The 23,322-nt window shown below is 70.7% G+C and carries 22 protein-coding genes and 1 tRNA gene; 16 read left to right on the top strand and 7 right to left on the bottom strand.

All coding sequences use genetic code 11. The annotated features are described in order from the left end of the window. Positions 1-44: 44 nt before the first annotated feature. Entirely contained in the window at positions 45-974 is a 930-nt protein-coding gene (locus tag SZ60_RS07945) for an alpha/beta hydrolase fold domain-containing protein (RefSeq protein ID WP_043594965.1), read from the bottom strand. Positions 975-1,151: 177 nt separating this feature from the next. On the opposite strand from SZ60_RS07945, the gene SZ60_RS07940 reads away from it, so the two are divergent. Then, positions 1,152-2,102 carry a ferritin-like domain-containing protein gene (locus SZ60_RS07940; protein WP_043594964.1) on the top strand — a complete coding sequence of 317 codons (951 nt, stop codon included), beginning with the start codon at positions 1,152-1,154 and terminating at the stop codon, positions 2,100-2,102. 128 nt (positions 2,103-2,230) lie between these two features. Here SZ60_RS07940 and SZ60_RS07935 read toward each other — a convergent pair. Then, positions 2,231-2,315 (bottom strand) — tRNA-Leu (locus SZ60_RS07935). 109 nt (positions 2,316-2,424) lie between these two features. On the opposite strand from SZ60_RS07935, the gene SZ60_RS07930 reads away from it, so the two are divergent. The 5 genes from SZ60_RS07930 to SZ60_RS07910 all read left to right on the top strand — a co-directional run bounded on the left by SZ60_RS07930 (position 2,425) and on the right by SZ60_RS07910 (position 8,050). Next, the gene (locus tag SZ60_RS07930) at positions 2,425-3,753 is read left to right on the top strand and encodes a M20/M25/M40 family metallo-hydrolase (protein WP_043595078.1); all 1,329 of its coding nucleotides are present in this window, start codon (positions 2,425-2,427) and stop codon (positions 3,751-3,753) included. Between the two features lie 28 nt (positions 3,754-3,781). Then, the gene (locus SZ60_RS07925) at positions 3,782-4,624 is read left to right on the top strand and encodes an undecaprenyl-diphosphate phosphatase (protein ID WP_043594963.1); all 843 of its coding nucleotides are present in this window, start codon (positions 3,782-3,784) and stop codon (positions 4,622-4,624) included. Beyond that, positions 4,621-5,883 carry a cysteine--1-D-myo-inosityl 2-amino-2-deoxy-alpha-D-glucopyranoside ligase gene (mshC, locus tag SZ60_RS07920; protein ID WP_043594962.1) on the top strand — a complete coding sequence of 421 codons (1,263 nt, stop codon included), beginning with the start codon at positions 4,621-4,623 and terminating at the stop codon, positions 5,881-5,883. The genes SZ60_RS07925 and mshC overlap by 4 nt, the downstream gene beginning before the upstream one ends. A gap of 131 nt (positions 5,884-6,014) precedes the next feature. Beyond that, entirely contained in the window at positions 6,015-7,358 is a 1,344-nt protein-coding gene (locus SZ60_RS07915) for a sensor histidine kinase (protein ID WP_156155543.1), read from the top strand. Continuing rightward, positions 7,355-8,050: a response regulator transcription factor gene (locus SZ60_RS07910; RefSeq protein WP_043594961.1), complete on the top strand. Its 696-nt coding sequence runs from the start codon at positions 7,355-7,357 to the stop codon at positions 8,048-8,050. Before SZ60_RS07915 ends, SZ60_RS07910 begins: the two co-directional genes overlap by 4 nt. 57 nt (positions 8,051-8,107) lie before the next feature. Here SZ60_RS07910 and SZ60_RS07905 read toward each other — a convergent pair whose 3' ends face one another. After that, entirely contained in the window at positions 8,108-9,019 is a 912-nt protein-coding gene (locus tag SZ60_RS07905) for a proteasome assembly chaperone family protein (RefSeq protein ID WP_043594960.1), read from the bottom strand. 121 nt (positions 9,020-9,140) lie between these two features. Here SZ60_RS07905 and SZ60_RS07900 point away from each other — a divergent pair, with 121 nt between their 5' ends. From SZ60_RS07900 to lnt, 9 genes are all read left to right on the top strand, one after another. Next, positions 9,141-9,833: an HAD family phosphatase gene (locus tag SZ60_RS07900; protein ID WP_231567078.1), complete on the top strand. Its 693-nt coding sequence runs from the start codon at positions 9,141-9,143 to the stop codon at positions 9,831-9,833. 67 nt (positions 9,834-9,900) lie between these two features. Then, on the top strand, positions 9,901-10,938 hold the full coding sequence (locus SZ60_RS07895) for a tRNA (adenine-N1)-methyltransferase (RefSeq protein ID WP_043594958.1): 1,038 nt from the start codon (positions 9,901-9,903) through the stop codon (positions 10,936-10,938). Positions 10,939-11,043: 105 nt separating this feature from the next. Next, the gene (locus SZ60_RS07890; RefSeq protein ID WP_043594957.1) at positions 11,044-11,973 is read left to right on the top strand and encodes a hypothetical protein; all 930 of its coding nucleotides are present in this window, start codon (positions 11,044-11,046) and stop codon (positions 11,971-11,973) included. Positions 11,974-11,997: 24 nt separating this feature from the next. After that, on the top strand, positions 11,998-13,017 hold the full coding sequence (locus tag SZ60_RS07885) for a YafY family protein (RefSeq protein ID WP_043594956.1): 1,020 nt from the start codon (positions 11,998-12,000) through the stop codon (positions 13,015-13,017). Beyond that, positions 13,010-14,002 carry a YafY family protein gene (locus tag SZ60_RS07880; protein WP_043594955.1) on the top strand — a complete coding sequence of 331 codons (993 nt, stop codon included), beginning with the start codon at positions 13,010-13,012 and terminating at the stop codon, positions 14,000-14,002. The genes SZ60_RS07885 and SZ60_RS07880 overlap by 8 nt, the downstream gene beginning before the upstream one ends. 103 nt (positions 14,003-14,105) lie before the next feature. Beyond that, positions 14,106-14,399, top strand: a complete 294-nt coding sequence (gene tatA, locus SZ60_RS07875; RefSeq protein WP_043594954.1) for a twin-arginine translocase TatA/TatE family subunit — start codon at positions 14,106-14,108, stop codon at positions 14,397-14,399. 78 nt (positions 14,400-14,477) lie between these two features. Beyond that, positions 14,478-15,233 (top strand): twin-arginine translocase subunit TatC, encoded by a 756-nt coding sequence (gene tatC / locus SZ60_RS07870; protein ID WP_043595076.1) that lies wholly within the window; start codon positions 14,478-14,480, stop codon positions 15,231-15,233. A 4-nt stretch (positions 15,234-15,237) separates the two neighbouring features. Continuing rightward, positions 15,238-17,733 carry an RNA helicase gene (locus SZ60_RS07865; RefSeq protein WP_043594953.1) on the top strand — a complete coding sequence of 832 codons (2,496 nt, stop codon included), beginning with the start codon at positions 15,238-15,240 and terminating at the stop codon, positions 17,731-17,733. 74 nt (positions 17,734-17,807) lie between these two features. Continuing rightward, on the top strand, positions 17,808-19,436 hold the full coding sequence (lnt, locus tag SZ60_RS07860) for an apolipoprotein N-acyltransferase (RefSeq protein ID WP_082059961.1): 1,629 nt from the start codon (positions 17,808-17,810) through the stop codon (positions 19,434-19,436). Between the two features lie 84 nt (positions 19,437-19,520). Here the strand turns inward: lnt and SZ60_RS07855 are convergent, their stop codons facing one another. The 4 genes from SZ60_RS07855 to SZ60_RS07840 form a co-directional block, all read right to left on the bottom strand. Beyond that, entirely contained in the window at positions 19,521-19,886 is a 366-nt protein-coding gene (locus SZ60_RS07855; RefSeq protein WP_043594952.1) for an RNA polymerase-binding protein RbpA, read from the bottom strand. 115 nt (positions 19,887-20,001) lie between these two features. After that, positions 20,002-20,790, bottom strand: coding sequence for a glycerophosphodiester phosphodiesterase family protein (locus tag SZ60_RS07850; RefSeq protein ID WP_231567077.1), 789 nt, complete (start codon positions 20,788-20,790; stop codon positions 20,002-20,004). Continuing rightward, positions 20,790-21,935: an SPFH domain-containing protein gene (locus tag SZ60_RS07845; protein WP_082059960.1), complete on the bottom strand. Its 1,146-nt coding sequence runs from the start codon at positions 21,933-21,935 to the stop codon at positions 20,790-20,792. The genes SZ60_RS07850 and SZ60_RS07845 overlap by 1 nt, the downstream gene beginning before the upstream one ends. A gap of 4 nt (positions 21,936-21,939) precedes the next feature. After that, positions 21,940-22,419 (bottom strand): NfeD family protein, encoded by a 480-nt coding sequence (locus tag SZ60_RS07840; RefSeq protein ID WP_043594951.1) that lies wholly within the window; start codon positions 22,417-22,419, stop codon positions 21,940-21,942. 123 nt (positions 22,420-22,542) lie between these two features. Between SZ60_RS07840 and SZ60_RS07835 the strand changes: the two genes are divergently transcribed. Further along, a complete protein-coding gene (locus tag SZ60_RS07835; protein ID WP_043594950.1) occupies positions 22,543-23,310 on the top strand; it encodes an SDR family oxidoreductase in 768 nt (255 codons plus the stop codon). Positions 23,311-23,322 lie beyond the last annotated feature (12 nt).

Here is a 23,322-nt window from a genome sequence, read left to right as displayed (position 1 = left end):
TCTCGTCGTGGGGCGGGGCACCGGTGGCCGCGCCGACTGCGACCCTATGCGCGGGGCGGTGCGGCCCGACCCGCGGTCGACGCGTCCCCGCGGATCACCGAGGCGGTGTGTCGGAGCGCCCTCCGCGCCTCCGGGGTCCAGGGCGCGCCGACGAAGTCGTGGAAGGCGCCGCGGTACAGCCGCAGCTCGACGCGTCCACCCGCCGCGGTCACGCCGGCGGCCAGCCGCTTCACGTCGGGCGTCAGCAGGTCGCGGTCGCCGGCGTAGGCGAACACGGGCGGGAGACCCGAGAGGTCGCCCCGCACCGGGCTGACGAGGGGGTCGGCCGCATCGCGGTCCCCGGCCCACCACCGCCCCGCGGCGACGAGACCGTCGCGGGCGAGCATCGGGTCGAGCGGCGCGATCTCGTCGATCGCGGGGGAGTCGAGCAGAGCGTCCACCCACGGCGAGAAGAGCACGACGGCGTCGGGGACGGGCCGGCCGGCGTCGCGTTCCCGCATCGCCGCGACGAGGGCGAGCGCCCCGCCCGCCGAGTCGCCGGCCACGACGACGCGGGACGGGGAGGCGCGGCGCACGTCCTCGAGGACGGCGTCCAGCAGCGGCAGCGCGTCGTCCACGTCGTGGGCCGGCGCGAGCCCGTAGAGGGGCACGGTGACGACGGCCCCGGAGGCGCGGACGAGACCCGCGAGCAGGTTCCAGTGCGTGGCCAGGACGGGGTGGACGTAGGCACCGCCGTGCAGGTAGACCACGTGGACGCCGCTCGGGGCCTGACGCGGACGGAGCGTGACGACGCGCGCACCACCGACCGGCGCCTCCTCGACGGTCGCGACGCGGTGCACCCCTCGGGTGACCGGCGCGGCGGAGCCCTGACGGGCGACCGAGCGGACGAGCGAGTCCTCGGACTCGGTCGAGCGGGGGCGGAAGCGGAGGCGCATGCGCAGAAGAGCACGCGTGGCGGCCATCGAGAGCGACATGACCCGACCCTATGGGCGCCGGGGACGACCAGGGGCGGCGGGGGCTACCGGACGGGATGCGAGGAAGCTAGCTTGTCCCCCGAACGGGTCACCCGACCCCGACGTCGCCGGTGCCGTCATCTGGGAGCGCGCACCGACGGCACACCTCGCTGCACGAACACACCCGAAGGAACGACGATGTTCGACACACGCTTCATCAGCAGTGCCATCTCCCGGAGCGCCGAGACCCCGATCGATCGACGACGGCTGCTCGCCGCCGCCGGCGTCACGGGCCTCGGCACGGGGCTCGCCGCGGTCGCCGCGACGCTGCCCGCCCAGTCCGCGGCCGCCGTCTCACCCTCGGACGAGGTGATCAGTGATGCGACGATCCTGAACTTCGCACTCAACCTCGAGTACCTCGAGGCGGAGTTCTACCTCCGGGCCGTCACCGGCTCGGGGCTGCCCGCCGACCAGATCACGGGCATCGACCCCCAGGGCGGCGTCGTCGGCGGCGCTCCCGTGCCGTTCAAGACCACGATCGTCAAGCGCATCGCGCAGGAGATCGCCGCGGACGAGAAGGCGCACGTCTCCTTCTTGCGGTCCGCACTCGGCGGCGCGAAGGTGTCGCGACCGGCGATCGACCTGCAGAGCAGCTTCACGGCGGCGGCCCTCGCGGCGGGCGTCATCACGCCGGGCCAGACCTTCGACCCGTTCGCCTCGGAGGAGAACTTCCTGCTCGGGGCGTTCATCTTCGAGGACGTCGGAGTGACCGCCTACAAGGGGGCCGCACCCCTGATCTACAACAAGACCTACCTCGGCGCGGCCGCCGGCATCCTCGCGGTCGAGGCCTACCACGCGGGCATCATCCGCACCACGCTGAACGCCAAGGGACTGCAGGTGCCCGCGACGAAGATCTCGGACGCCCGCGACTCCCTCGACGGGTCGACGGACGACGACCAGGGTCTGACCCTCGGTGGCGTCCAGAACCTCGTGCCGACCGACGCCAACGCCATCGTCTACGGACGGACCGCCGAGCGCGTGCTCAACGTCGTGTACCTGACGCCGAACCAGATCGACAAGGGCGGGTTCTTCCCGCAGGGCATCAACGGCTCGATCGTCGCCAGCGGCAACCCCGGCAGCGCGGTCTGACGACCGACGAAGGCCGGGAACCAAGGAAGGCCCGCACACCGGGGTGTGCGGGCCTTCCGTCGCTTGCGAACAAGCATCTGTCTCAACACAGATCTGGTGAAACGCCTCTCGGAAGAGGATGTTTCGAGTGTCCGAGGGGGGACTTGAACCCCCACGCCCTATACGGGCACTAGCACCTCAAGCTAGCGCGTCTGCCATTTCCGCCACCCGGACTGGATGGTGCCGACCGAAGCCGACACGAAAGATTAGCACGGCTCGGAGGGCCCTCGTGACCACCGCCACGTCCGTCGGCGTGAGGGGCGCGGCAGGTAGCGTGGGGCGCATGACGACGACCCCCACGAGCACCGGCCCGACCGAGCCCGAGCTCGACGAGACGGCCCGCATCGCCCGCGACCTCATCCGGTTCGACACGTCGAACTACGGCGGTGGGCGGTCGAACGGAGAAGCCGACGCGGCCGAGTACGTCGAGGCGGCCCTCCGCGACCTCGGCCTCGAGCCGCAGCTGTTCGAGTCCGAACCCGGCCGGGTCAGCGTGATCGCCCGGGTCGAGGGAGCAGAGCCGGCGAAGCCCGGCCTGGTGGTGCACGGCCACCTCGACGTCGTGCCGGCAGACCCGGCGAACTGGTCGGTCGATCCGTTCGGCGGGGTCGTGCAGGACGGCATGCTCTGGGGGCGCGGGGCCGTCGACATGAAGAACATGGACGCCATGATGTTGACGGCCGTCGGCGACATCCTGCGGGCGGGGGAACGACCGGCCCGCGACCTGGTGCTGGGGTTCCTCGCCGACGAGGAGGCCGGGGGAGTCCTCGGCTCGCACTTCCTCGTCAAGGAGCACCCCGGGTTGTTCGACGGCGCCACCGAGGCGATCAGCGAGGTCGGCGGTTACTCGACGTTCATCGACGGACGCCGCTCGTACCTGCTGCAGACGGGCGAGAAGGCCCTGATCTGGGTCAAGCTCCGGGCACGGGGCACCGCTGGCCACGGCTCCCAGATGATCGAGGCGAACGCCGTGACGCGCCTGGCCGAGGCCGTGGCCGTCCTCGGCCGCCAGCAGTGGCCGATCGTGCTGACCGACACGACGACCGCCCTGCTGGGCGAGGTGGCCCGCATCCTCGACGTCGACGTGCACGAGGTCGCCCCCGACGAACTGGTCCTGCGCACCGGCACGGCCAAGGGCTTCATCCGCGGGTCGCTGCGGACGACGACCAACCCCACGATGCTGACGGCGGGCTACAAGCACAACGTCGTGCCCGACACGGCCGAGGCCCTGGTCGACATCCGATGCATGCCGGGGCAGGAACAGGCCGTGCTCGCCGAGGTACAGGCGCTGATCGGCGACGACGTCGAGATCGAGACGATGCACACCGACATCGGGCTCGAGACGCCTTTCTCGGGCCCACTGGTCGACGCGATCACCGCCACACTCGACCGCCACGACCCGGGGGCACCCGTCCTGCCGTACCTGCTCTCGGGCGGCACCGACAACAAGGCCCTCAGCCTCCTCGGCATCGCCGGCTACGGCTTCGCCCCGCTCCGGCTCGACGAGGGCATGGACTTCCCGGCCATGTTCCACGGCGTCGACGAACGGGTGCCGCTCGACGCACTATCCTTTGGCAGTCGCGTCCTGCGGGACTTGTTGTCGACGTACTAGCAACCCCCGCACCAGAAGGGTCACCCGCGTGGAGCATCTCCTCCAGGCACTCCTGCTCGGCCTCGTCCAGGGCCTCACGGAGTTCCTCCCCGTCTCGTCGAGCGCCCACCTGCGGCTCGTCGGCCTGTTCTTCAGCGATCCCGGAGCGGCGGCCGAGTTCGACCCGGGCGCCACCTTCACCGCCATCACGCAGCTCGGCACCGAACTGGCGGTCGTCATCTACTTCTGGCGTGACATCACCCGCATCGTCTCGCGCTGGTTCGCCGGCATGACCGGCAAGATCCCGCGCACCGACCCCGACGTCCGCATGGGCTGGCTCGTGATCATCGGCACCGTCCCGATCGTGCTCGTCGGATACGTCGCGCAGGAGTACATCCGCACGGTGTTCCGGTCGCTCTGGATCGTGGCGATCGTCCTGATCGTGTTCGGCGTGCTGCTCGGCCTGGCCGACCGACTCGGCAAGAAGACCGAGCGCTTCGAGGACATGCGTTACGGCCACGGCATCGCCGTCGGCGTCGCCCAGGTGCTGGCGCTCTTCCCCGGCGTCTCGCGGTCGGGTGCCACCACGACCACGGCGCTCGCCCTCGGCTACACGCGGCCGGCCGCCGCGAGGTTCTCGTTCCTGCTGGCGGTGCCGGCCGTCTTCGGCAGCGGTCTCTACGAACTCGTGCAGAGCTTCAGCGACCCCGGACCCTACTCGCTGGGCGAGACCCTGGCCGCCACGGTCGTCGCCTTCGTCGTCGGCTTCGTCGTCATCGCGTTCTTCATGAACTACATCTCGCGCCGCAGCTTCGCCCCGTTCGTGGCCTACCGCATCGTGCTCGGCGTCGTCCTGCTCGTCCTGCTCGGCACGGGCGTGGTGGTCGCATGAGGTCCTGGGCAGAACCCGTCGTCCCGCGCCTCCCCGGTCTCGGCGACCTCCCGGCACTCCACGACACGTCGACCGGCACGGTGCACCCGACCGAGGTCGACGGTTCGTCGGCCGGCCTGTACGTGTGCGGCATCACGCCCTACGACGCCACCCACCTGGGCCACGCGTCGACCTACCTGGCGTTCGACACCCTGCTGCGCGTCTGGCGCGACGCCGGGGTCGAGGTGGTCTACGCCCAGAACACGACCGACGTCGACGACCCGCTGCTCGAGCGGGCGACGGCCACCGGCGTCGACTGGCGCGAACTCGCCGACGGCCAGACCGACCTGTTCCGCAGCGACATGCAGCACCTGGCCGTCGTGCCGCCGACGCACTACGTCGCCGTGACCGAGGTGGTGACCGACGTCGCCGACGCCGTGGCGCGCCTCCTCGACCGGGGTCTCGCGTACCCCGTGCCGACCGACGCCTCGAGCGCCGGCGACGACCTGTACTTCGACGTCCGGGCCGCCGAACGCGACACCGACTGGCACCTGGGCCTCGAGAGCCGCTACGACGCCGACACGATGGCCCGGTTCTTCGCCGAACGCGGTGGCGACCCCGACCGCCCCGGAAAGCGCGACCCGCTCGATCCGCTGCTCTGGCGAGCGGCCCGAGACGACGAGCCGTCCTGGCCGACCACGCTGGGGGCCGGCCGTCCGGGCTGGCACATCGAGTGCACGGTGATCGCCCAGCAGCACCTCGACGTCCCGATCACCGTCAACGGGGGCGGCAGCGACCTGGTGTTCCCGCACCACGAGATGAGCACGGCGCACGGCACGGCCCTCACCGGCCGCCCCTACGCCGTCCACCACACGCACACCGGGATGGTCGGCTACCAGGGCGAGAAGATGAGCAAGTCGCTCGGCAACCTCGTCAAGGTCAGCGAACTCGTCGCTGCGGGCCACGACCCGCGCGCGGTCCGACTCGCCCTCCTGGCGCACCACTACCGCGCCGACTGGGAGTGGTTCGACGCCGAGCTCGCCGCCGCCGAGCAGCGCCTCGGCCGCTGGGTCGCCTGGGCGGCCACGAGCGACGGAGGCGCGGTGGCGGCCACGGCTCCCACCCCCTTGGTCGTCGGCCTGCGCTCCTCCCTCGCAGACGACCTCGACACGCCGTCGGCCCTCGACGCCGTCGACGCCGTGGTGTCTCGGGGAACCGCCCCGTCCGAGGTCGACGTCGACGCCGTCCAGGCGTTGTTGGGCATCGACCTGCGCGCCTGAGCCCGCCGGGAGGACGCAGACGCCGACAGGCCCCAGGACGGCCCACGAGAAACGGGTCGTCTGCCCTGTTCTCCATGCATATGCATGAGTGTTCCTCATTCAGCACGAGCGTCTGCCCTACGATGGTCGGCGTGGAAACGTCGATCAACGCCCCGGCTCCGGCCGCGACGTCGAGCGACGCCCGCCGCCCACTCACCCGACGCGACACGCGCGTCGACCTCTGGATCGCCGCTCTCACCGCCGTTCTCGGCCTCGCCACGCTCTGGCTCAGTGCCGTCATCGTCGCGGACGCCGACGGGGCGGGCTCGCCGTCGATCGTCGAGAGCGTGCTGTGGCTCGTGGGCCTCTGTGCGCCGCTCGCCTTCCGCCGGCAACGGCCCGTGGCCGTCCTCGTCGTCGTGTCGGGCGTGTTCCTGGCCGCCCAGCTGAGGGGCTATCCCGACACGCTGACGCCGTCGATCGTCGAGTTCGTGGCCATCTTCACCGCGAACGCCTGGGCCGCCCGGCGCGCCCGCGCGCTCGTCGTCAGCGTCGTCGTGACCGCGGTCATGTTCGTCTGGCTCGGGGTGTGGCTGCGCTCGGTCTACGTGTCCGACGCCGAGGCCGCCGACCCCGTGACCCTCGCCACGATCGCCTACACGCTCGTCTCGAACGGCATCGTCCTCGTGACGGCCATCGCCTTCGGTCGAGCGGCCCGGGTGTCGGCCACCAGGCTGCACGCCCTCGAACGCACGGGGGTCGAACTGCGGGCGGCGCACGAGCTCGTCGCCGACCGGGCCATCAACGAGGAGCGCACGCGCCTCGCCCGCGAGTTGCACGACGTGGTCGCCCACCACGTCGCGGTCATCGGCATCCAGGCCGGCGCGGCCCGACGGACCCTCGACCGGCCCGAGATCGCACGAGGCGCCCTCTCGGCCGTCGAGGGCACGGCGCGCACGACCATCGACGAGCTCGACCGCCTGTTGTCCGTGCTGCGGTCGCGCGACGGCGAGACCGGGTCCGCCCCCTCGGGCCTCGGTGCCCTGCCCGAACTCATGGCCGACACGCGCGCCCTCGGTCTCGAGGTCCGGTTCTCGGTGCACGGTGACGCCCACGACGTCCCCGAGAGCATCGGCGTCACCCTCTACCGCATCACCCAAGAGGCGCTCACCAACACCCTCAAGCACGGCAACGCCTCGCTCGCCGAGGTGCACCTGCGCTACGGCGACCGCACCGTCGAGGTCGAGGTCGTCGACGACGGCCGTCCCGGCCCCACGCCCTACCCCGGGGCGACCCCGCCGCAGGGCACGGCCACGTCCGGCGCCGGACTGGGCCAGCGGGGCATGCGCGAACGGGTCGACCTCCACGGGGGCGAGTTGCACCTCGGCCCCCGACCGCGCGGGGGCTACCGGGTGCACGCCGTCCTGCCCGTGGGCGCCTGCGCCGACGCCCGCCCCCGCGACCACGTCGCCACCGACCCCTCCGAGAGACCATGACCGACACGACCGATCCCGTCACCGTCCTGCTCGTCGACGACCAGGACCTCGTCCGCACGGGTTTCCGCATCATCCTCGACACCGCGCCCGACGTCCGCGTCGTGGGTGAGGCCTGCGACGGGCTCGAGGCCGTCGACCTCGTCCGGCGACTCCGCCCCGACGTCGTCGTGATGGACATCGAGATGCCCGTCCTCGACGGGCTCGAGGCCACGCGCCGCATCCTCGCGCAGTCTCCCGAGGGCGGCCCGGCGGTCCTCGTCCTCACGACCTTCGGCCGGGACGACTACGTCTTCCGGGCCCTCCAGGCGGGGGCGAGCGGCTTCCTGCTCAAGACGGCCACGCCCGAGGACCTCATCGAGGCGATCGCCGTCGTGCACCGCGGGGACGCCCTGCTCTCGCCCCAGCTCACCCGTGCCGTCGTCGAACGCGCCGTGGGCGACCCGGCGACGGCGCGGGTCGTCGTCCCCAGTCCGGCCCTGGCGACGCTCACCGAACGCGAACGCGAGGTCCTCGACAGGCTGGCATCCGGGGCCTCGAACGCCGAGATCGCCCGACGGTTGTTCCTCGGCGAGGCGACGGTCAAGACGCACGTCTCGAACGTGCTCGGCAAGCTCGGCCTCCGTGACCGGACGGCGGCCGTGGTGTTCGCCTACGAGAACGGCGTGGCCGTCCCGGGCGGACCCACCACCTGAGCCGGGTCGTCGAGCCAGGACGCCGGGCCCCGTCCGACGGGGCCACGGCAGGGTGGCTCAGGGGACCGGGGGATACCTCGGGTCGTCCGGTCGGCCGTCCCCGCCCTTGCCGTCGCGCCGCCGGAGGTACCGTTCGAACTCCTGCGCGATGGCCTCCCCGCTGGCCTCGGGGCTGTCCACCGTGTCGCGGGCCTGCTCGAGCTGTTCGATGTAGCCGGCCATGTCCTCGTCGTCGGCCGCGAGGGCGTCGATGCCGGACTCCCAGGCCGTCGACTCCGCGTCGAGCTCGCCTCGGGGGATCGCCACGCCCGAGAGTTCGTCGAGCTTCTCGATGAGGGCGAGCGTCGCCTTGGGCGACGGGGCGTTGTGGACGTAGTGCGGCACCGAGGCCCAGATCGAGAGGGTCGGCACGCCGGCGGCCTCGACGGCGTCGGCGAGGACCGACAGGATGCCCACCGGTCCCTCGTAGGTGCTGCGTTCGAGGGAGTACTCGTCGCGGACGGCCTCGTTCTCGCTGCTGACGAAGACCGAGATGGGGCGCGTGTGGGGGACGTCGGCGAGCATGGCCCCGAGGAACACCACGCCCGTGACGTCGTGCACGTCGATCAGGTCGACGATCTCGGCGGCGAAGCCCCGCCAGCTGCGCGACGGTTCGGCGCCGAGCAGCACGAGCACCTCGGTGGCCGGCGACGCCGGGTCGCGGGGAAGGACCGTCACGGCGTCGGCGGCCGCGTGCAGCTGGATGCGGGGCCACACGAGGGTGCGCACCCCGTCGTCGTCGAGCCCCACCTGCGGACGGTTGAACTGGTAGTCGATGTACCGCTCGCCGTCGAGCTCGGCCACCGGTTCGAGCGAGAGCGTCTCGACCAGGCTGCGCGCGACGCCGCTGGCGGCCTCGCCGGCGTCGTTCCAGCCCTCGAAGGCAACCACCAGCAGGCGTCCCGCAGCGAAATCCGACGTGTTCGTCAACCTGAGTCCTCACCGTGCCGGAAGGGCGTCCGGCGCTTGACCCTCCACGATAGACCGTGACCGCCACCAGGAGGCGCGGGCCGGGAGGCCACGCCGGTCACGCCCGGTAGACTCGTCCGCCGTGACCGAAACCCTGCCTGCCGCCGTCCTGTGGGACATGGACGGAACCCTCGTCGACACCGAGCCGTACTGGTTCCTCTGCCAGGTCGAACTGGTCGAGTCCTTCGGCGGCACCTGGAGCCGCGAGGACGGCGACGCCATGATCGGCAGCGGCCTGTGGCAGTCCGCCCGCGTCCTGCAGTCCCACGGCGTCGACCTGTCCGAGGACGAGATCATCGACCGCCTGACCACCGCGGTCCTCGAGCGTGCCGCGGTCGAGATCCCCTGGCGTCCCGGCGCGAAAGAGCTCCTCGCCGAGCTCCGCCGTGAGGGAGTCCCGACCGCCCTGGTCACGATGTCGATCCGGCGCATGGCCCAGTTCATGGTCGACGCCATCGAGTTCGAAGCTTTCGACGCGATCGTCGCCGGCGACGACGTCGAGCACGCCAAGCCGCACCCCGAGGCCTACCTCCGGGGCGCCGCACTGCTGGGCGTCGACCCCGCCGACTGCATCGCCATCGAGGACAGCACGCCCGGCCTCGCCTCGGCCGTGGCCGCCGGCACCGTCGCGATCGGCGTCGAGCACCACGCGCCGCTCGCCGACGACGGCCCCTACATCCGACGCGACACGCTCGTCGGGACGACGGTCGGCGACCTCCGTGAGCTGCACCGTGCCGGGCGCGCCGTCCGCGACCAGGCGATCTCCGACTCCTGACCCCGGTGCGTACGCCGCGCCTCCTGCACCCCTCGGGGTGCGACCCGATCGAAAGCAGCACCCCCGCATGACCGCGTTCCGCCGCCAGTCCGGCCCTTTCGTCGAAGGCGACAAGGTCCAGCTCACGGGCCCCAAGGGCAAGATGAACACCATCGTGCTGACGCACGGTGCCGTGTTCCACACGCACCGCGGCATGATCGCGCACGACGACGTCGTCGGTCTGCCCGACGGGTCGGTCGTCCCGAGCACGACCGGCGACGAGTACCTCGCGCTCCGTCCCTTGTTGAGCGATTTCGTGATGTCCATGCCCCGGGGCGCCGCCATCGTCTACCCGAAGGACGCCGCACAGATCGTGGCGTTCGCCGACATCTTCCCCGGCGCGACCGTCGTCGAGGCGGGCGTGGGTTCGGGCGCGCTGTCACTCTGGTTGCTGCGTGCCGTCGGCCCCGAGGGACGCCTGGCGTCCTTCGAGCGCCGTCAGGAGTTCGCCGACGTGGCCGAGGGCAACGTCGCGAGCTTCTTCGGCGCCGAGCCCGAGAACTGGTCGGTCACGGTCGGCGACCTGGCCGACGAACTCCCGGCGGCGATGCCCGACGGGACGGTCGACCGGGTCGTCCTCGACATGCTCGCTCCGTGGGAGAACGTCGACGTCACGGCCGACGCGCTCAAGCCGGGCGGCCTGGTGATCTGCTACGTCGCCACGGCCACCCAGCTCTCGCGGACCGCCGAGGCCCTGCGCGCCTCGGGGTCCTTCACCGAACCCGACGCGTCCGAGACCCTCGTCCGCGGCTGGCACGTCGAAGGCCTCGCCGTTCGCCCCGACCATCGCATGATCGGGCACACCGGATTCCTCCTCACCGCACGCCGCCTCGCCCCCGGCGCGGTGCTTCCGCAGCTCAAGCGGCGCCCCTCGAAGTCCGACTACAGCGACGCCGACGTCGACGCCTGGACCCCCGGGGCCCTCGGCGACCGGTCGGCGAGCGACAAGAAGCTGCGCAAGACCGCCCGCCAGGCGCGGTCGGCAGCCGAGGCCGCCATCGCGGCGACCGGAGCCGTCGACGGCGGCGCCACCGACGGCCCCTCGACCGGTTCCGCGCCGGCCTGAGCGTCATCGAGGGCCCTGATCGCCCCCGCTAAGCTGTCCCCGCATCCGAACGACCCGACCGGAAGCCCCACTCGACCCCCGGTCACCTCCACGAAATGAGTCCCCGTGCGCACCATCCCCGCCCTCGTCGTGACGGTCGGCCTGCTCGCCTCGATGACGGCCTGCTCGACCACGGCCGGCCCCGGCTCGACCGGCTGCCCTGCCACGGGCGACGCCGCCTCGGTCGTCACGGCGACCGGTGACTTCGGCACGAAGCCCGACGTCGACGTGCCGACCCCCATCGTGACCAAGAAGACCGAGGTGTCGACGCTCATCCAGGGCGACGGCCAGCGACTCGTCGACGGCACCCCGGTCGTCATCGACTACACCCTCTTCGACGGCTCCACGGGGCAAGAGCTCGAGGACAGCGGTTACGACGGCTCCACGAACGTCCCCTTGACCGTCGGCGGCCAGACGCTCGCCCCGCTGGTCGACGCGCTCGAGTGCTCGACGGTGGGCTCGCGCGTCGCCGTCGCCGTCAAGGCGAGCGACCTCTCCGCATCGATCAACGGTGCCGCGACGACCCCGAACGACGACCCCGACGCGGCCTACGTCGCGGTGGTCGACGTCAAACGCGCATTCCTCGCCAAGGCCGACGGTGCCCTCCAGCTCGGCGCGAACGGTCTGCCCGCCGTCGTCACCGCCCCCGACGGAGCACCCGGCATCACGATCCCGGCGGGCGACGCTCCGACCGACGAGGTCGTGCACCTCGTCCGCAAGGGCCACGGCACGACGTTGACCGCCGACGACACGGCCGTGGTGCAGTTCACGGCCGTCACCTGGAGCCAGCCGGCCACCGTCGCGGGTTCGACCTGGACGAACGGCGGCTCGGCCACGCCGGTCGACCTCGGCGACGAGCAGATCCCGGACGACATCCGCTCGGCCCTGGTGGGGCAGCAGGTCGGTTCGCAGGTCATGATCGTGCTTCCGGCGTCTGCCGAGAGCGGCGGCTCCGCCTACGTCTACGTCTTCGACGTTCTCGGGGCGATCCGATGACGCGGCCCTGCTGAGCCGGTCGCCGTGCCCGCTGCCCGCACCCCCCGCGTCCCCGTCGAAGAGCGCCTGTTCAGCCTCGTGCTGGCCCTGCTCGCGACGGATTCCGGGTTGAGCAAGACCGAGATCCTGTCGACCGTCCAGGGGTACCGCCAGAAGTACTCGCGCTCCGGCGACAACGCCGCGCTCGAGCGGCAGTTCGAACGAGACAAGGACGACATCCGCGAACTCGGCGTCCCCCTCGAGACGATCGACGATCCCGCGTCGGCGGGCAACAACCAGGCCCTGCGCTACCGCATCCCGCGCGGGGCGTACGAGCTGCCCGAGGACATCTCGTTCTCCTCGGAAGAGACCGCCCTCCTCACCCTGGCGGCGATGGTCTGGCGCGAGGGGTCGCTCTCGCACGAGTCCCGTCGGGCCCTCCTCAAGCTCCGTTCACTCGGTGGCGCGGCGAGTGTCCCCGAGCTCGAGTACGCCCCTCGACTCCGTTCCCGCGACGCGGCGTTCGAGCCGTTGCGCACCGCGCTCGACCGCGGCGTCGTCGTCCGGTTCGACTACCTCAAGCCCGGAGACGAGGCCGCCCGACGGCGTGAGGTCGCTCCGGCTGCCTTGGTCCAGCACCACGGTCGGTGGCTGGTGTCCGCGGTCGAGGTGGGCACGGGAACGCTCAAGACGTTCCTGCTGTCGAGGGTGGTCGGTCCCGTCCAGCTGACGTCCACCCCGTTCGCACGCCCCGACGACGCCACCGCCGACCGCGCACTGGCCGACCTCGAGCAGGTCTGGCGCGACCGCACCGCGACCCTCCGGGTCGAGCCGACGTCCGACGCCGAGACCCGGCTCGGCAAACGTCGCGGCACCACGCGTCTCGATCCCGTCACCCTCACGGTCCATTGGACGGACGAACACCTCCTCGCCGACGAGCTCGCCTCCTTCGGACCCGAGGTGACGGTCGTCGAGCCCGAGAGCCTGCGCACCCTCGTGCGGCACCGCCTCGCGAGCGTGCTCGACACCCACACGGACGCCGTCGACGGAGGCGTTCGTGGCTGAATCCCGAGGTTCTCTCCACGCCGCGGACAAGCTGGCCTTCCTGCTCTCGCTCGTCCCCTGGCTCATGGACCACGAACGCGTCAGCGTCGCCGAGGCCGCCGCGCACTTCGGCGTGAGCGTGGCCGAGATCCGCCGTGCGGTCGAACTGATCGCCGTCTCGGGCATCCCCGGCGAGACCACCCAGTACCAGCACGGCGACCTCTTCGACATCGCCTGGGACGATTTCGAACAGAACGACGTCATCGTGCTGACCAACCTCGTCGCCATCGACGACTCGCCGCGGTTCTCCGCTCGCGAGGCCGCCGCTCTCATCGCCGGGCTGCAGTACCTGTCCTCGCTGCCCGAGAACGCCGATCGCGCGGCCATCGCCACCCTGATGAGCAAGCTCTCCCGAGGGGCCTCCAGCGAACCGAGCCAGGTCGCCGTCGACCAGTCCGAGACGAACGAGGTGCTGGGGCTCGTCGGACGGGCGGTCGAAACCGGCGTCCAGCTCGAGTTCGACTACCGCGGTACCCGTGGGGTCGCCGAACGCCGCCGGGTCGACCCGCTGCGGGTCGAGTCGGTCGACGCCGATTGGTACCTCAGGGCCTGGGACCACCTGCGCGAAGCCCCCCGCACGTTCCGACTCGACCGGATCGCCGCACCGGCACTGACGTCGACTCCCATCGCTCATCGGGCCGACGACGTCGCCCTGCCCGAGACGCTCTTCGAGGGGTCTCCGGACGACCTCGTCGTGGTGCTCGACCTCGACGCGGCCGCGGCACCGCTCCTCGCCGACTACGGCCCCGACGAACCCGAGCCCCTCGAGGACGACCGCGTCCGACTCCGACTGCGCGTCAACCGTCTCGGCACGCTCTGTCGACTCGTGGCCGGGCTGCCGGGTCGCCCGGAGGTCGTCGCACCCGAGTCGGCGCGCTCGGCGGTGGCCGACTGGGCCCGTCGGGCGATCGAGCGGTACGAGGCCGAGCCACCCCGCGCCTCCTAGGCTCTCCGCCCCACCCGCGCTGTGGATCGTCTGCGCCGCGCCAGTCGCGGGTGACACCGCACGATAGACTGATCGTCACCCTGCCCCGCAAGGAGACCCCATCATGTTCGGAAACGCACTCTCAGGCTGGCACCTGATCATCATCCTGGCGATCGTCCTGCTCCTCTTCGGTGCGCCGAAGCTCCCCGCCCTCGCGAAGAGCATCGCGCAGTCGATGCGCATCTTCAAGAACGAGGTCAACAGCGACAAGAAAGAGTCGGCAGTCGACGACGACTTCGACGACCGTCCGGTCCGTCGCTCCGACGACGCATCCGCCCGGTACAGCGACGGGTCGACCGCTCGTCGAGCCGACGACGGCTACCCGTCGCCGAATCGCGACGTCCCGCCGAAGTCCTGACGCGTGGCCACGACGACGACTCGTGGCGACAGCACCCAGGGGAGGGGCACCGGCCGTAGCCGCGGCCGCGACGGCAAGATGTCGCTCGGCCAGCACCTGCTCGAGTTGCGCAAACGCCTCTTCATCTCCGCCCTGGCCCTCATCCTGGCCGCTGTCGCCGGTTGGTTCCTCGCGCCGTTTGTCCTCGACGCCCTGAGGTCACCGGTCGAGGCCATCGCCGCAGCGCGCACGGGTGAGACCACCCTCAACTACTCGAACATCACCGGCGCGTTCGACCTCAAGCTGCAGATCGCGGTCACCGTCGGCGTCGTCATCTCGAGCCCCGTGTGGCTCTACCAGGTGTGGGCCTTCATCGTCCCGGCTCTCGTGCGCAAAGAGAAGCTCTACGCGGTCGGCTTCATCGGCACCGCCATCCCTCTCTTCCTGGGCGGCTGCTTGGCGGGTTGGTACGTCCTTCCCCACATCGTCGAGGTCATGACCGGCTTCGTCGACACCCAGGACGCCACCATCATCGAATCGAAGGTCTACTACGACTTCGTCCTCAAGCTGGTCCTCGCCGTGGGCATCGCCTTCGTCATGCCGGTGTTCCTCGTGCTGTTGAACTTCGTCGGAGTCGTCTCGGCCGCCGCGATCGTCAAGGGGTGGCGCGTCGCCATCCTCGTCATCGTCCTGTTCACCGCCATCGCGACGCCGTCCGCCGACATCTTCTCGATGTTCCTGCTGGCCATCCCGATGATCATCCTGTTCTTCCTCGCAGCAGGGGTGGCCTGGTTGCACGATCGTCGGGTCGCGAAGCGCGCCGCGGCCCTCGACGCCGAGCTGGCAGCGGGTTGACCCGGTGAGCCCCGACCTCAGCCCGGCCGAGCGCTTCGCCGCGGCGAAGACACGCGTGAAGACCCCCAAGCTCCAGGCATTCCGGTCCCGCTTGGGCTTCACGCTCGACCCGTTCCAGATCGCCGCCTGCGCCGCCCTAGAAGAAGGCGACAGCGTCCTCGTCGCCGCACCCACGGGCGCGGGCAAGACCTTGGTGGCCGAGTACGCCATCCATCTCGCCATGCAGGACCCTCGGGCCAAGGTCTTCTACACCGCCCCGATGAAGGCTCTGAGCAACCAGAAGTTCCAAGAGCTGGTGGCCGAGTACGGCGCGTCCGAGGTCGGTCTGCTGACCGGCGACACGAACGTGAACTCCCGGGCGCGCATCGTCGTGATGACGACCGAGGTCCTCCGCAACATGATCTACGCCGGTTCCGAGATGTTGACCGACCTGCGCTACGTCGTCCTCGACGAGGTCCACTTCCTCGCCGACCGGTTCCGAGGTGCCGTGTGGGAAGAGGTCATCATCCACCTGCCCCTCGACGTCCGGCTCATCTCGCTCAGCGCGACGGTGTCCAATGCCGAAGAGTTCGGTGACTGGTTGCAGACGGTCCGCGGCAGCACCGAGGTCATCGTCTCCGAGGACCGTCCCGTGCCGCTCGACCAGCACGTCCTCGTCGGGGGCAAGTTCCTCGACCTCTTCGACTCCTCGGGGCAGGCGGCGACGAACCGGGTGAACCCCGAGCTCCTCCGGGCCACCTCGCTCGGGCGGCGTGGCGGTCGCAGCGGCGGACGGCGGGACTCCCATTCCGCCGGACGGACGGGCCCCCGGGGTCACGTCGTCCCGCCCACGCAGGGCGGCCCCGGACGCCTCGACCGCTGGAAGATCGTCGAGATGCTCGACGACCAGAACCTGCTGCCCGCCATCTTCTTCGTCTTCAGTCGGGTGGGCTGCGACCAGGCCGTGTCCCAGGTGCTGAGGTCGGGCATCCGCCTGACGACCGCCGACCAGCGTCGAGAGATCCGCGAGATCGTCGAGGCCCGCTGCCGTACCCTGCGCGACGAGGACCTCGCGGTGCTCGGCTACTGGCGCTGGCTCGACGGGCTCGAGCGGGGCGTGGCAGCCCACCACGCCGGCCTGTTGCCCGCGTTCAAAGAGGTCGTCGAAGAGCTGTTCCAGAAGAAGCTCGTCAAGGTCGTGTTCGCGACCGAGACGCTCGCGCTGGGCATCAACATGCCGGCCCGTACCGTCGTGCTCGAGAAGCTCGAGAAGTTCAACGGCGAAGCCAGGGTGCCCATCACCCCCGGGGAGTACACCCAGCTGACCGGTCGCGCCGGTCGTCGCGGCATCGACGTCGAGGGCCACTCGCTGATCCAGTGGCAGCAGGGCCTCGATCCGCAGGCCGTCGCCTCGCTCGCTTCGCGGCGCACCTACCCGATGAACAGCAGCTTCCGGCCCACGTACAACATGGCCGTGAACCTCATCGAGCAGTTCGGTCGATCCCGTACCCGCGAGGTGCTCGAGACCTCGTTCGCCCAGTTCCAGGCCGACCGTTCGGTCGTCGACCTGGCGCGCAAGGTGCGGTCGCAGCAGCAGTCGCTCGACGGCTACGCCGCATCGATGGCCTGCCACCTGGGCGACTTCGGCGAGTACACGATGTTGCGTCGCGAGGTGGGCGATCTCGAGAAGCAGGGGGCTGCTCGTGCCGAATCGCAGTCGCGGGCCGAACGCGACAAACGTCAGCGGCGCATCGTCGAACTCCGGCGGCAGGTCCGGCAGCATCCCTGCCACGCCTGCCCCGAGCGAGAGCAGCACGCCCGCTGGTCGGAACGCTGGTTCAAGCTCAAGAAGCAGACCGACCAGCTGTCGGCGCAGATCCGCAGTCGGACCGGTGCCGTCGCCAAGGTCTTCGACCGAGTCACCGACGTGCTGCTCGACCGCGGCTACCTCGTCCCGACGGGCACGAACGCCGGAGGCGCGGGTCGCGTCGCCCGGGACGCCGAGGTCACCGTCGCCCCGACCGGTCGCACGTTGCGCCGCATCTACGGTGATCGCGACCTCCTCGTGGCCGAGAGCCTGCGCCTCGGCCTGTGGAACATGCTCGACGTGCCGTCGATGGCCGCCATGGCCGCGACGCTCGTGTACGAGCCCCGGCGGGACGAGGGCCAGCTCTCGGAGCGATTCCTGCCCCGGGGCGAGTTCCGTGCGGCCCTCGACGCCACCCAGTTGCTCTGGGCCGAACTCGACGACCTCGAGCACGAACACCGTCTTCCCGGCAGCCAGCCCCCGGCTCCGGGGCTCGCCCTGGCGATGCACCGCTGGGCGCGAGGTGCCGCACTCGACTCGGTGCTCGACGACGCCGACCTCGCCGCCGGCGACTTCGTGCGCTGGACGAAACAGACGATCGACCTGCTCGACCAGCTGTCGGTCGTGGGCGACCTGCCGGTCGGTCCGACGGCGCGACAGGCTCTCGACGCCGTCCGTCGCGGCATCGTGGCCTACACCGCGGTCGGCCCCTGAGCCCCTCTGTCTGCTGAGGCCGGGGACGACCGGCGACGACCGGCCTCTCAGACGCCGCCACCTAGAATCACGGGGTGTCTTCCCGAGCGATCGACGTCCGACTGCCCCTCTGGCTGGCCCTCATCGTCGCACTCGGTGCCGGCGCCGTCCTCGACGGCGGCTTCCCCGACGGTGACGTCTGGCCGCTGACCTTCGTCGGCATCGGGTTCGTGTTGTTGGCCCTCCGAGGCCGGTCGCTCGGCGGTTCGTTCCTGTTCGGCCTCGTGGCGGGCCTGTCCTTCTACCTGATCCACATCTCGTGGGCGACGCTCTTCCTCGGCGTCGTGCCCTGGGCCGCCCTGTCGACGCTCGAGGCGCTCTTCTTCGCCGCCGGGGCGATGCTGATCACCCTGGCGTACCGCTGGGTCCCGCGCGTCTGGCCCGGCACCCTGGGCCGCACGGTCCTCCTGCCGGTCGTCGTCGGGGGGCTCTGGACGCTCCGTGAGTTCGTCGCCGGCACCTGGCCCTACGGCGGCTTCGCGTGGGGCCGGGTGGCACTCAGCCAATCCGAGAGCCCGTTCGCCGGCCTCGTGGCCTGGCTGGGCATCTCGGGGTTGTCGTTCCTCATGGTGGCGATCGTCGCCGCACTGATCCAGCTCGCCCTCCAGACGACCGTCCGGGGTTCGACCCGTGTGCTCGCGGGTGCGACGGTCGTGGTCGCCGCCCTCGCCGTGCCCGCCTGGCCGACGCACTCCTCCGGCACGGCCACCATCGCCGCCGTCCAGGGTGACGGCGACGCCGGCTACTTCGCCGACCGGCAGTACGGCGACCTCACCAACGCCCAGGTGCTCGCGATGAGCGACCTGCAGGCCCAACTCGCGCAGTTGCCCGACGACCAGCGCTCCCTCGACATGATCGTCTGGCCCGAGGGCGGCAGCGACCGCGATCCCACCCGCGACGCCACCGGCCGGTACGTCTTCGACGCGATCTCCCGTGGCTACGACGCGCCCCTCGTGTCAGGAGTCATCACCGAGAGCGACGACGGTGAGACCGTCTACAACTCGTCCCTCCTCTGGTCCGACGGAGGCGTGCGAGACCAGTACGACAAGAAGCACCCGGTCCCGTTCGGCGAGTACGTGCCCGACCGTGATTTCTGGCGGCCCTTCGCCCCCGATCTCATCGACCTGATCGGCCGGGACTACACCCCGGGCACGCGTGACGAGGTCTTCGACCTGGGTGACTTCCGGGCGGGCATCTCGATCTGCTTCGACATCGTCGACGACCAGCTCATCACGAACATGATGGACGAGGGGGCGCAGGTCATCATCGGCCAGACGAACAACGCCGACTTCGGCACCCGTCCCGGCCAGACGGACGAGAACGAGCAGCAACTCGCCATCGCCCGCCTGCGCGCCATCGAGACGGCCCGGCCCCTCGTCAACGTCTCGACCGTCGCCTCGACGCGAGCCATCGACGCCTCGGGCAGGACGACCGCGAGCATCCCCGACTACGAGCCCGGCACCATGGTGGCGGTGGTCGACCTCGGCACCGGGACGACGCCCGCCGTGGCGGCGAGTCGGGCGATCGAACTGCTCGTGTCGTTCTTCGGTCTCGCGATGCTGCTGCTGTCCCGTCTGTTCATCGGTACCCGCCGGTCGGCTCGTCGCCGCCGGCTCGACGAGGCACCCGATCCGATCCTGCCGCGGTGGCGCGTCGTCGACTGACGTCTCGCGACGCCAGGAACGAAAGAAGGCCCGACCACCATGCGGTGGTCGGGCCTTCTCGTCTTCGTGGTGCCGTCCGGGCCGTCAGGCGCCGATCTTGTGCTGACCCTTGCGGGCCCGCAGGAAGTCGAGTCGTTCTTGGAGGAGCTCCTCGAGCTCGTCACGGCTGCGGCGCTCGAGCAACATGTCCCAGTGACTGCGGGGAACCTTGACGTCACCGGCGTCGATCTCGACCGGCTTGCCGTCGGCCGACAACAGACGACCCTCTTGACCACTCTTGGGGGACTGCCAGATGTCCGGGATCTCGGCGTCCGCAGCGAACACCATGTCGAACGTCTGGCCGTCGGTCGTCTGGTAAACGGCCTTCTTACGGGGCGAGAACTCCACGCCCTCTTCGCTCTGCAGGCTCTGGCTGCCGAGCCTCATTCCGCGCAAACTGCGATCTGCCATTGTGTGGTCTCCTCTCGCGTTGCAATCACCCGTTGTAACCCGTTCTGGACCTCCGCCGTTCCGAGCCGTGCGATTTCACAGTCCCTTCACAGTGCCCGGCAGTCTCCGACGGCGGTCACGGAGCGTGCCGACGCACCTCGTCGAGTGCCAGGTCGGCACGGTCGGTGACGATGCCGTGGACGCCCAGGGTGAGCAGTCGAGCCATGTCGTCGGGCTCGTTGACGGTCCAGACATGCGTCTCGACACCCAGCCCCGCCCACTCGGCGACGCGTGCGGCGGTGACGATGCGGATCGGACCCTTGCGCTCGGGCACCTGAACCGCCCGGCACCCGACGAGGGCGCGCCGCATCAGCGTCCGCCTGAGCCCGGGGAGCGGCACGAGACCTGCCGCCATCGCCGTGACGATGCCCCGAGACGAGGCCGACGTCGCGACTCCCGGCAGGGCCCGGACCGCCCGGAGACGCCTGCGGTGGTCGAACGAGGTCACCAGGACGCGATCCGTCGCCCGGACCCGGGCGATCGCCCTGACGGCCGGCGCCACGGCCTCGTCGGACTTGAGGTCGACGTTGAACCGGGTCTCGGGGAAGGCGTCGAGCGCCTCGTCGAGGGTGGGGATCTCGTGCTCACCGTTGAGCCGGATCGCCTTGACGTCCGCGAGGTCGAGGTCGAGGAGGCGCTGCTCGCGTCCCGCGACCCGCCTCAGGTCGGGATCGTGGCTGATGACAGCGATGCCGTCGCGCGTGGCGTGCACGTCCGTCTCGACGTACGTCGCACCAGCCGACACGGCCAGGGCGAACGCCGACATGGTGTTCTCGGGAGCATCGACGGCGAGGCCCCGGTGCGCCAGCACCCGGGGCCCGGCCGGCGCGAACCAGCCGGCCGAGATCGGGGGAGCGGACGGCACTACGAGGTCGCCGGGGGAGCGGTCGGGCCGGCGCCCGGGGCGCCCGTCTCGGGGACCTGACCGGCGGCACCGGCAGCACCCCCGCCTCCGGACCCGGTACCCGCACCGGATGCGGAGCCACCGGGCGTGGTCACCGTCGGGAAGCCGAGGTCGGGTTCGGCCTCGAGATCGACGGTCGAGGCCAGGTCGGGCGTGACGTCCATCTCGGACACCTTGGGAGCCTCGGTCGGGGTCCACCCGGGGGCGTTCGGGTCGCGAGGGGCGAAGAAGCCCTGCCCGATGCCCTTGAGGGCCTCGGTCAGCTCGCTGGGGATGATCCACATGGTGTTGGCCGAGCCGTCCGCGATCTTCGGGAGGGTCTGGAGATACTGGTACGCGAGCAGCTTCGGGTCGGGGTCGCCGGCGTGGATGGCGTTGAAGACCGTCGCGATGGCCTCGGCCTCACCCTGGGCCCTCAGCACCTGGGCCTTCGCATCACCCTCGGCCTTGAGGATCGACGACTGTCGCGACCCCTCGGCCTCGAGGATCTGCGACTGCTTGGTGCCCTCGGCGGTGAGGATGGCCGCACGGCGACTGCGCTCGGCACGCATCTGCTGCTCCATGGAGTCCTGGATCGACAGGGGCGGGTCGATGGCTTTGAGCTCGACGCGGCCGACCCTGATGCCCCACTTGCCGGTGGCTTCGTCGAGCACGATGCGCAGTTGGCCGTTGATGTTGTCGCGGCTGGTGAGGGCCTGCTCGAGGTTCAACCCTCCGACCACGTTGCGCAGCGTGGTCGTCGTGAGCTGTTCGACGGCCCCGAGGTAGTTGGCGATCTCGTAGGTCGCCGCGCGGGCGTCGGTCACCTGGAAGTACACGACCGTGTCGATCGAGACGACCAGGTTGTCCTCGGTGATGACGGGCTGCGGCGGGAACGAGACGACCTGCTCGCGCATGTCGATCAGCGGCCGCACCCGGTCGATGAACGGTACGAGCAGGTTGAGCCCGGGGGAGAGGGTCTTGTGGTACCGACCCAGTCTCTCGACCACGCCGGCACTCGCCTGCGGGATGATGCGGACCGAGCGGAACAGGATGACGAGGACGAGCACGACGACGATCGCGACGACCACGATGGTGACGACGGTGCCGGCACTGATGGTGTCCATGGCTTCAGGACCTCTCTGCGGGGGCGACGAACGCCGTCGACCCCTCGATGGCGGTCACGACGACCGGGGCCCCGGTGTCGAGTGCGAGGTCGGCGCCCGCCGACGTCGCGGGGGAGGACAGCACGCGGGCCGTCCAGGTCTCGCCGTTCGACAGCTTGACCTGGCCGGCGTCGGAGCCGATCGGCACGACGACCGTGCCGCGCAGCCCGAGCAGCGCCTCGACGTTGCTGGGGGTCGGATCGCCCCCGCGGCGGAGCGCCCGCAGCAACGGTGGCCGCACCGTGAACAGCAACAAGACCGCGAGGACGGCCGCGACGATCGCCTGCAACCACCACGGGGCGCCGAAGAGGCCCGCGAGCAGACCACCGACGCTGCCGATGGCGAGCATGAGGAAGGTGAATTCGAGCGTCGTCACCTCGACGATGACGAACACCAGGATGAGCGCGATCCACGCGACCCATGCGTAATCGTTCAGGACGTCCACGTCGACCTTCTCTCGTTCCCCTGTTATGGAAACTACCACCCACCACCGACGGTGACGAGGGGGATTGGTAGGGTCGAGTCCGGTCCACGGGCCGATCGAACCCCGCACAGTCTGGAGCACGCCTTGTCCAACCCCCTCGCCGCAGAGTCCCTCGCCGGAGCCCGAGTCCTGGTCACCGGGTCGTCCCGGGGGATCGGCGCCGACACCGTGCGGTACTTCGCCGAGGCCGGTGCCAAGGTCGTCGTGAACTACCGCAACAAGGAGAAGCGCGCGCTGCAGCTCGTCTCGAAGATCGAGGAGGCCGGCGGCGAGGCGATCGCCATCGGGGCCGACCTGACCGACGAGGCCAGCCTGGCGACGATGTTCGAGACCGTGCGCGAGGCCTGGGGCGGCCTCGACGTCCTCGTCATGAACGCCTCGGGCGGCATGGAGACGGGCATGGCCGAGGACTACGCGCTCAAGTTGAACCGCGACGCCCAGGTGGCGCTGCTGACCGCGGCCCTGCCGCTGCTCGCCCCGGGCTCGCGCGTCGTCTTCGTCACGAGTCACCAGGCCCACTTCATCCGCACGACCGAGACGATGCCCGAGTACCTTCCCGTCGCCCTGAGCAAGCGTGCCGGCGAAGACGCCCTGCGCGAGATGCTGCCGCAGCTCGAGACCGCGGGCGTCGAGTTCGTCGTGGTCTCGGGCGACATGATCGAGGGCACGATCACGGCGACCCTGCTCGAACGGTCGAATCCCGGGGCCATCTCGTCGCGGAAAGAGAGCGCGGGCAAGCTGTACAACGTCGCCGAGTTCGCCGCCGAGGTCGCATCGGCCGCCGTCGACCCCGTCCCGGCCGACCACACCCGACTGGTGGGCGACACCAGCGACTTCGCGCCGATCGTCTGAGACGGGGCACCT

It is taken from the genome of Frigoribacterium sp. MEB024 (assembly GCF_000878135.1).
Taxonomy (GTDB): domain Bacteria; phylum Actinomycetota; class Actinomycetes; order Actinomycetales; family Microbacteriaceae; genus Frigoribacterium.
Note: the sequence above shows the minus strand (reverse complement) of the source record. Positions and strands in the feature narration are given on the sequence as shown.

What these genes read in the sequence shown, in the direction of transcription:
- mshC (WP_043594962.1), top strand. Translation starts at nt 4,621, where the DNA reads ATGAGGTCCTGGGCAGAACCCGTCGTCCCGCGCCTCCCCGGTCTCGGC.
- SZ60_RS07845 (WP_082059960.1), bottom strand. Translation starts at nt 21,935, where the DNA reads ATGGACACCATCAGTGCCGGCACCGTCGTCACCATCGTGGTCGTCGCG.
- SZ60_RS07895 (WP_043594958.1), top strand. Translation starts at nt 9,901, where the DNA reads ATGACCGCGTTCCGCCGCCAGTCCGGCCCTTTCGTCGAAGGCGACAAG.
- SZ60_RS07855 (WP_043594952.1), bottom strand. Translation starts at nt 19,886, where the DNA reads ATGGCAGATCGCAGTTTGCGCGGAATGAGGCTCGGCAGCCAGAGCCTG.
- SZ60_RS07945 (WP_043594965.1), bottom strand. Translation starts at nt 974, where the DNA reads ATGTCGCTCTCGATGGCCGCCACGCGTGCTCTTCTGCGCATGCGCCTC.
- tatA (WP_043594954.1), top strand. Translation starts at nt 14,106, where the DNA reads ATGTTCGGAAACGCACTCTCAGGCTGGCACCTGATCATCATCCTGGCG.
- tatC (WP_043595076.1), top strand. Translation starts at nt 14,478, where the DNA reads ATGTCGCTCGGCCAGCACCTGCTCGAGTTGCGCAAACGCCTCTTCATC.
- SZ60_RS07910 (WP_043594961.1), top strand. Translation starts at nt 7,355, where the DNA reads ATGACCGACACGACCGATCCCGTCACCGTCCTGCTCGTCGACGACCAG.
- SZ60_RS07930 (WP_043595078.1), top strand. Translation starts at nt 2,425, where the DNA reads ATGACGACGACCCCCACGAGCACCGGCCCGACCGAGCCCGAGCTCGAC.
- SZ60_RS07940 (WP_043594964.1), top strand. Translation starts at nt 1,152, where the DNA reads ATGTTCGACACACGCTTCATCAGCAGTGCCATCTCCCGGAGCGCCGAG.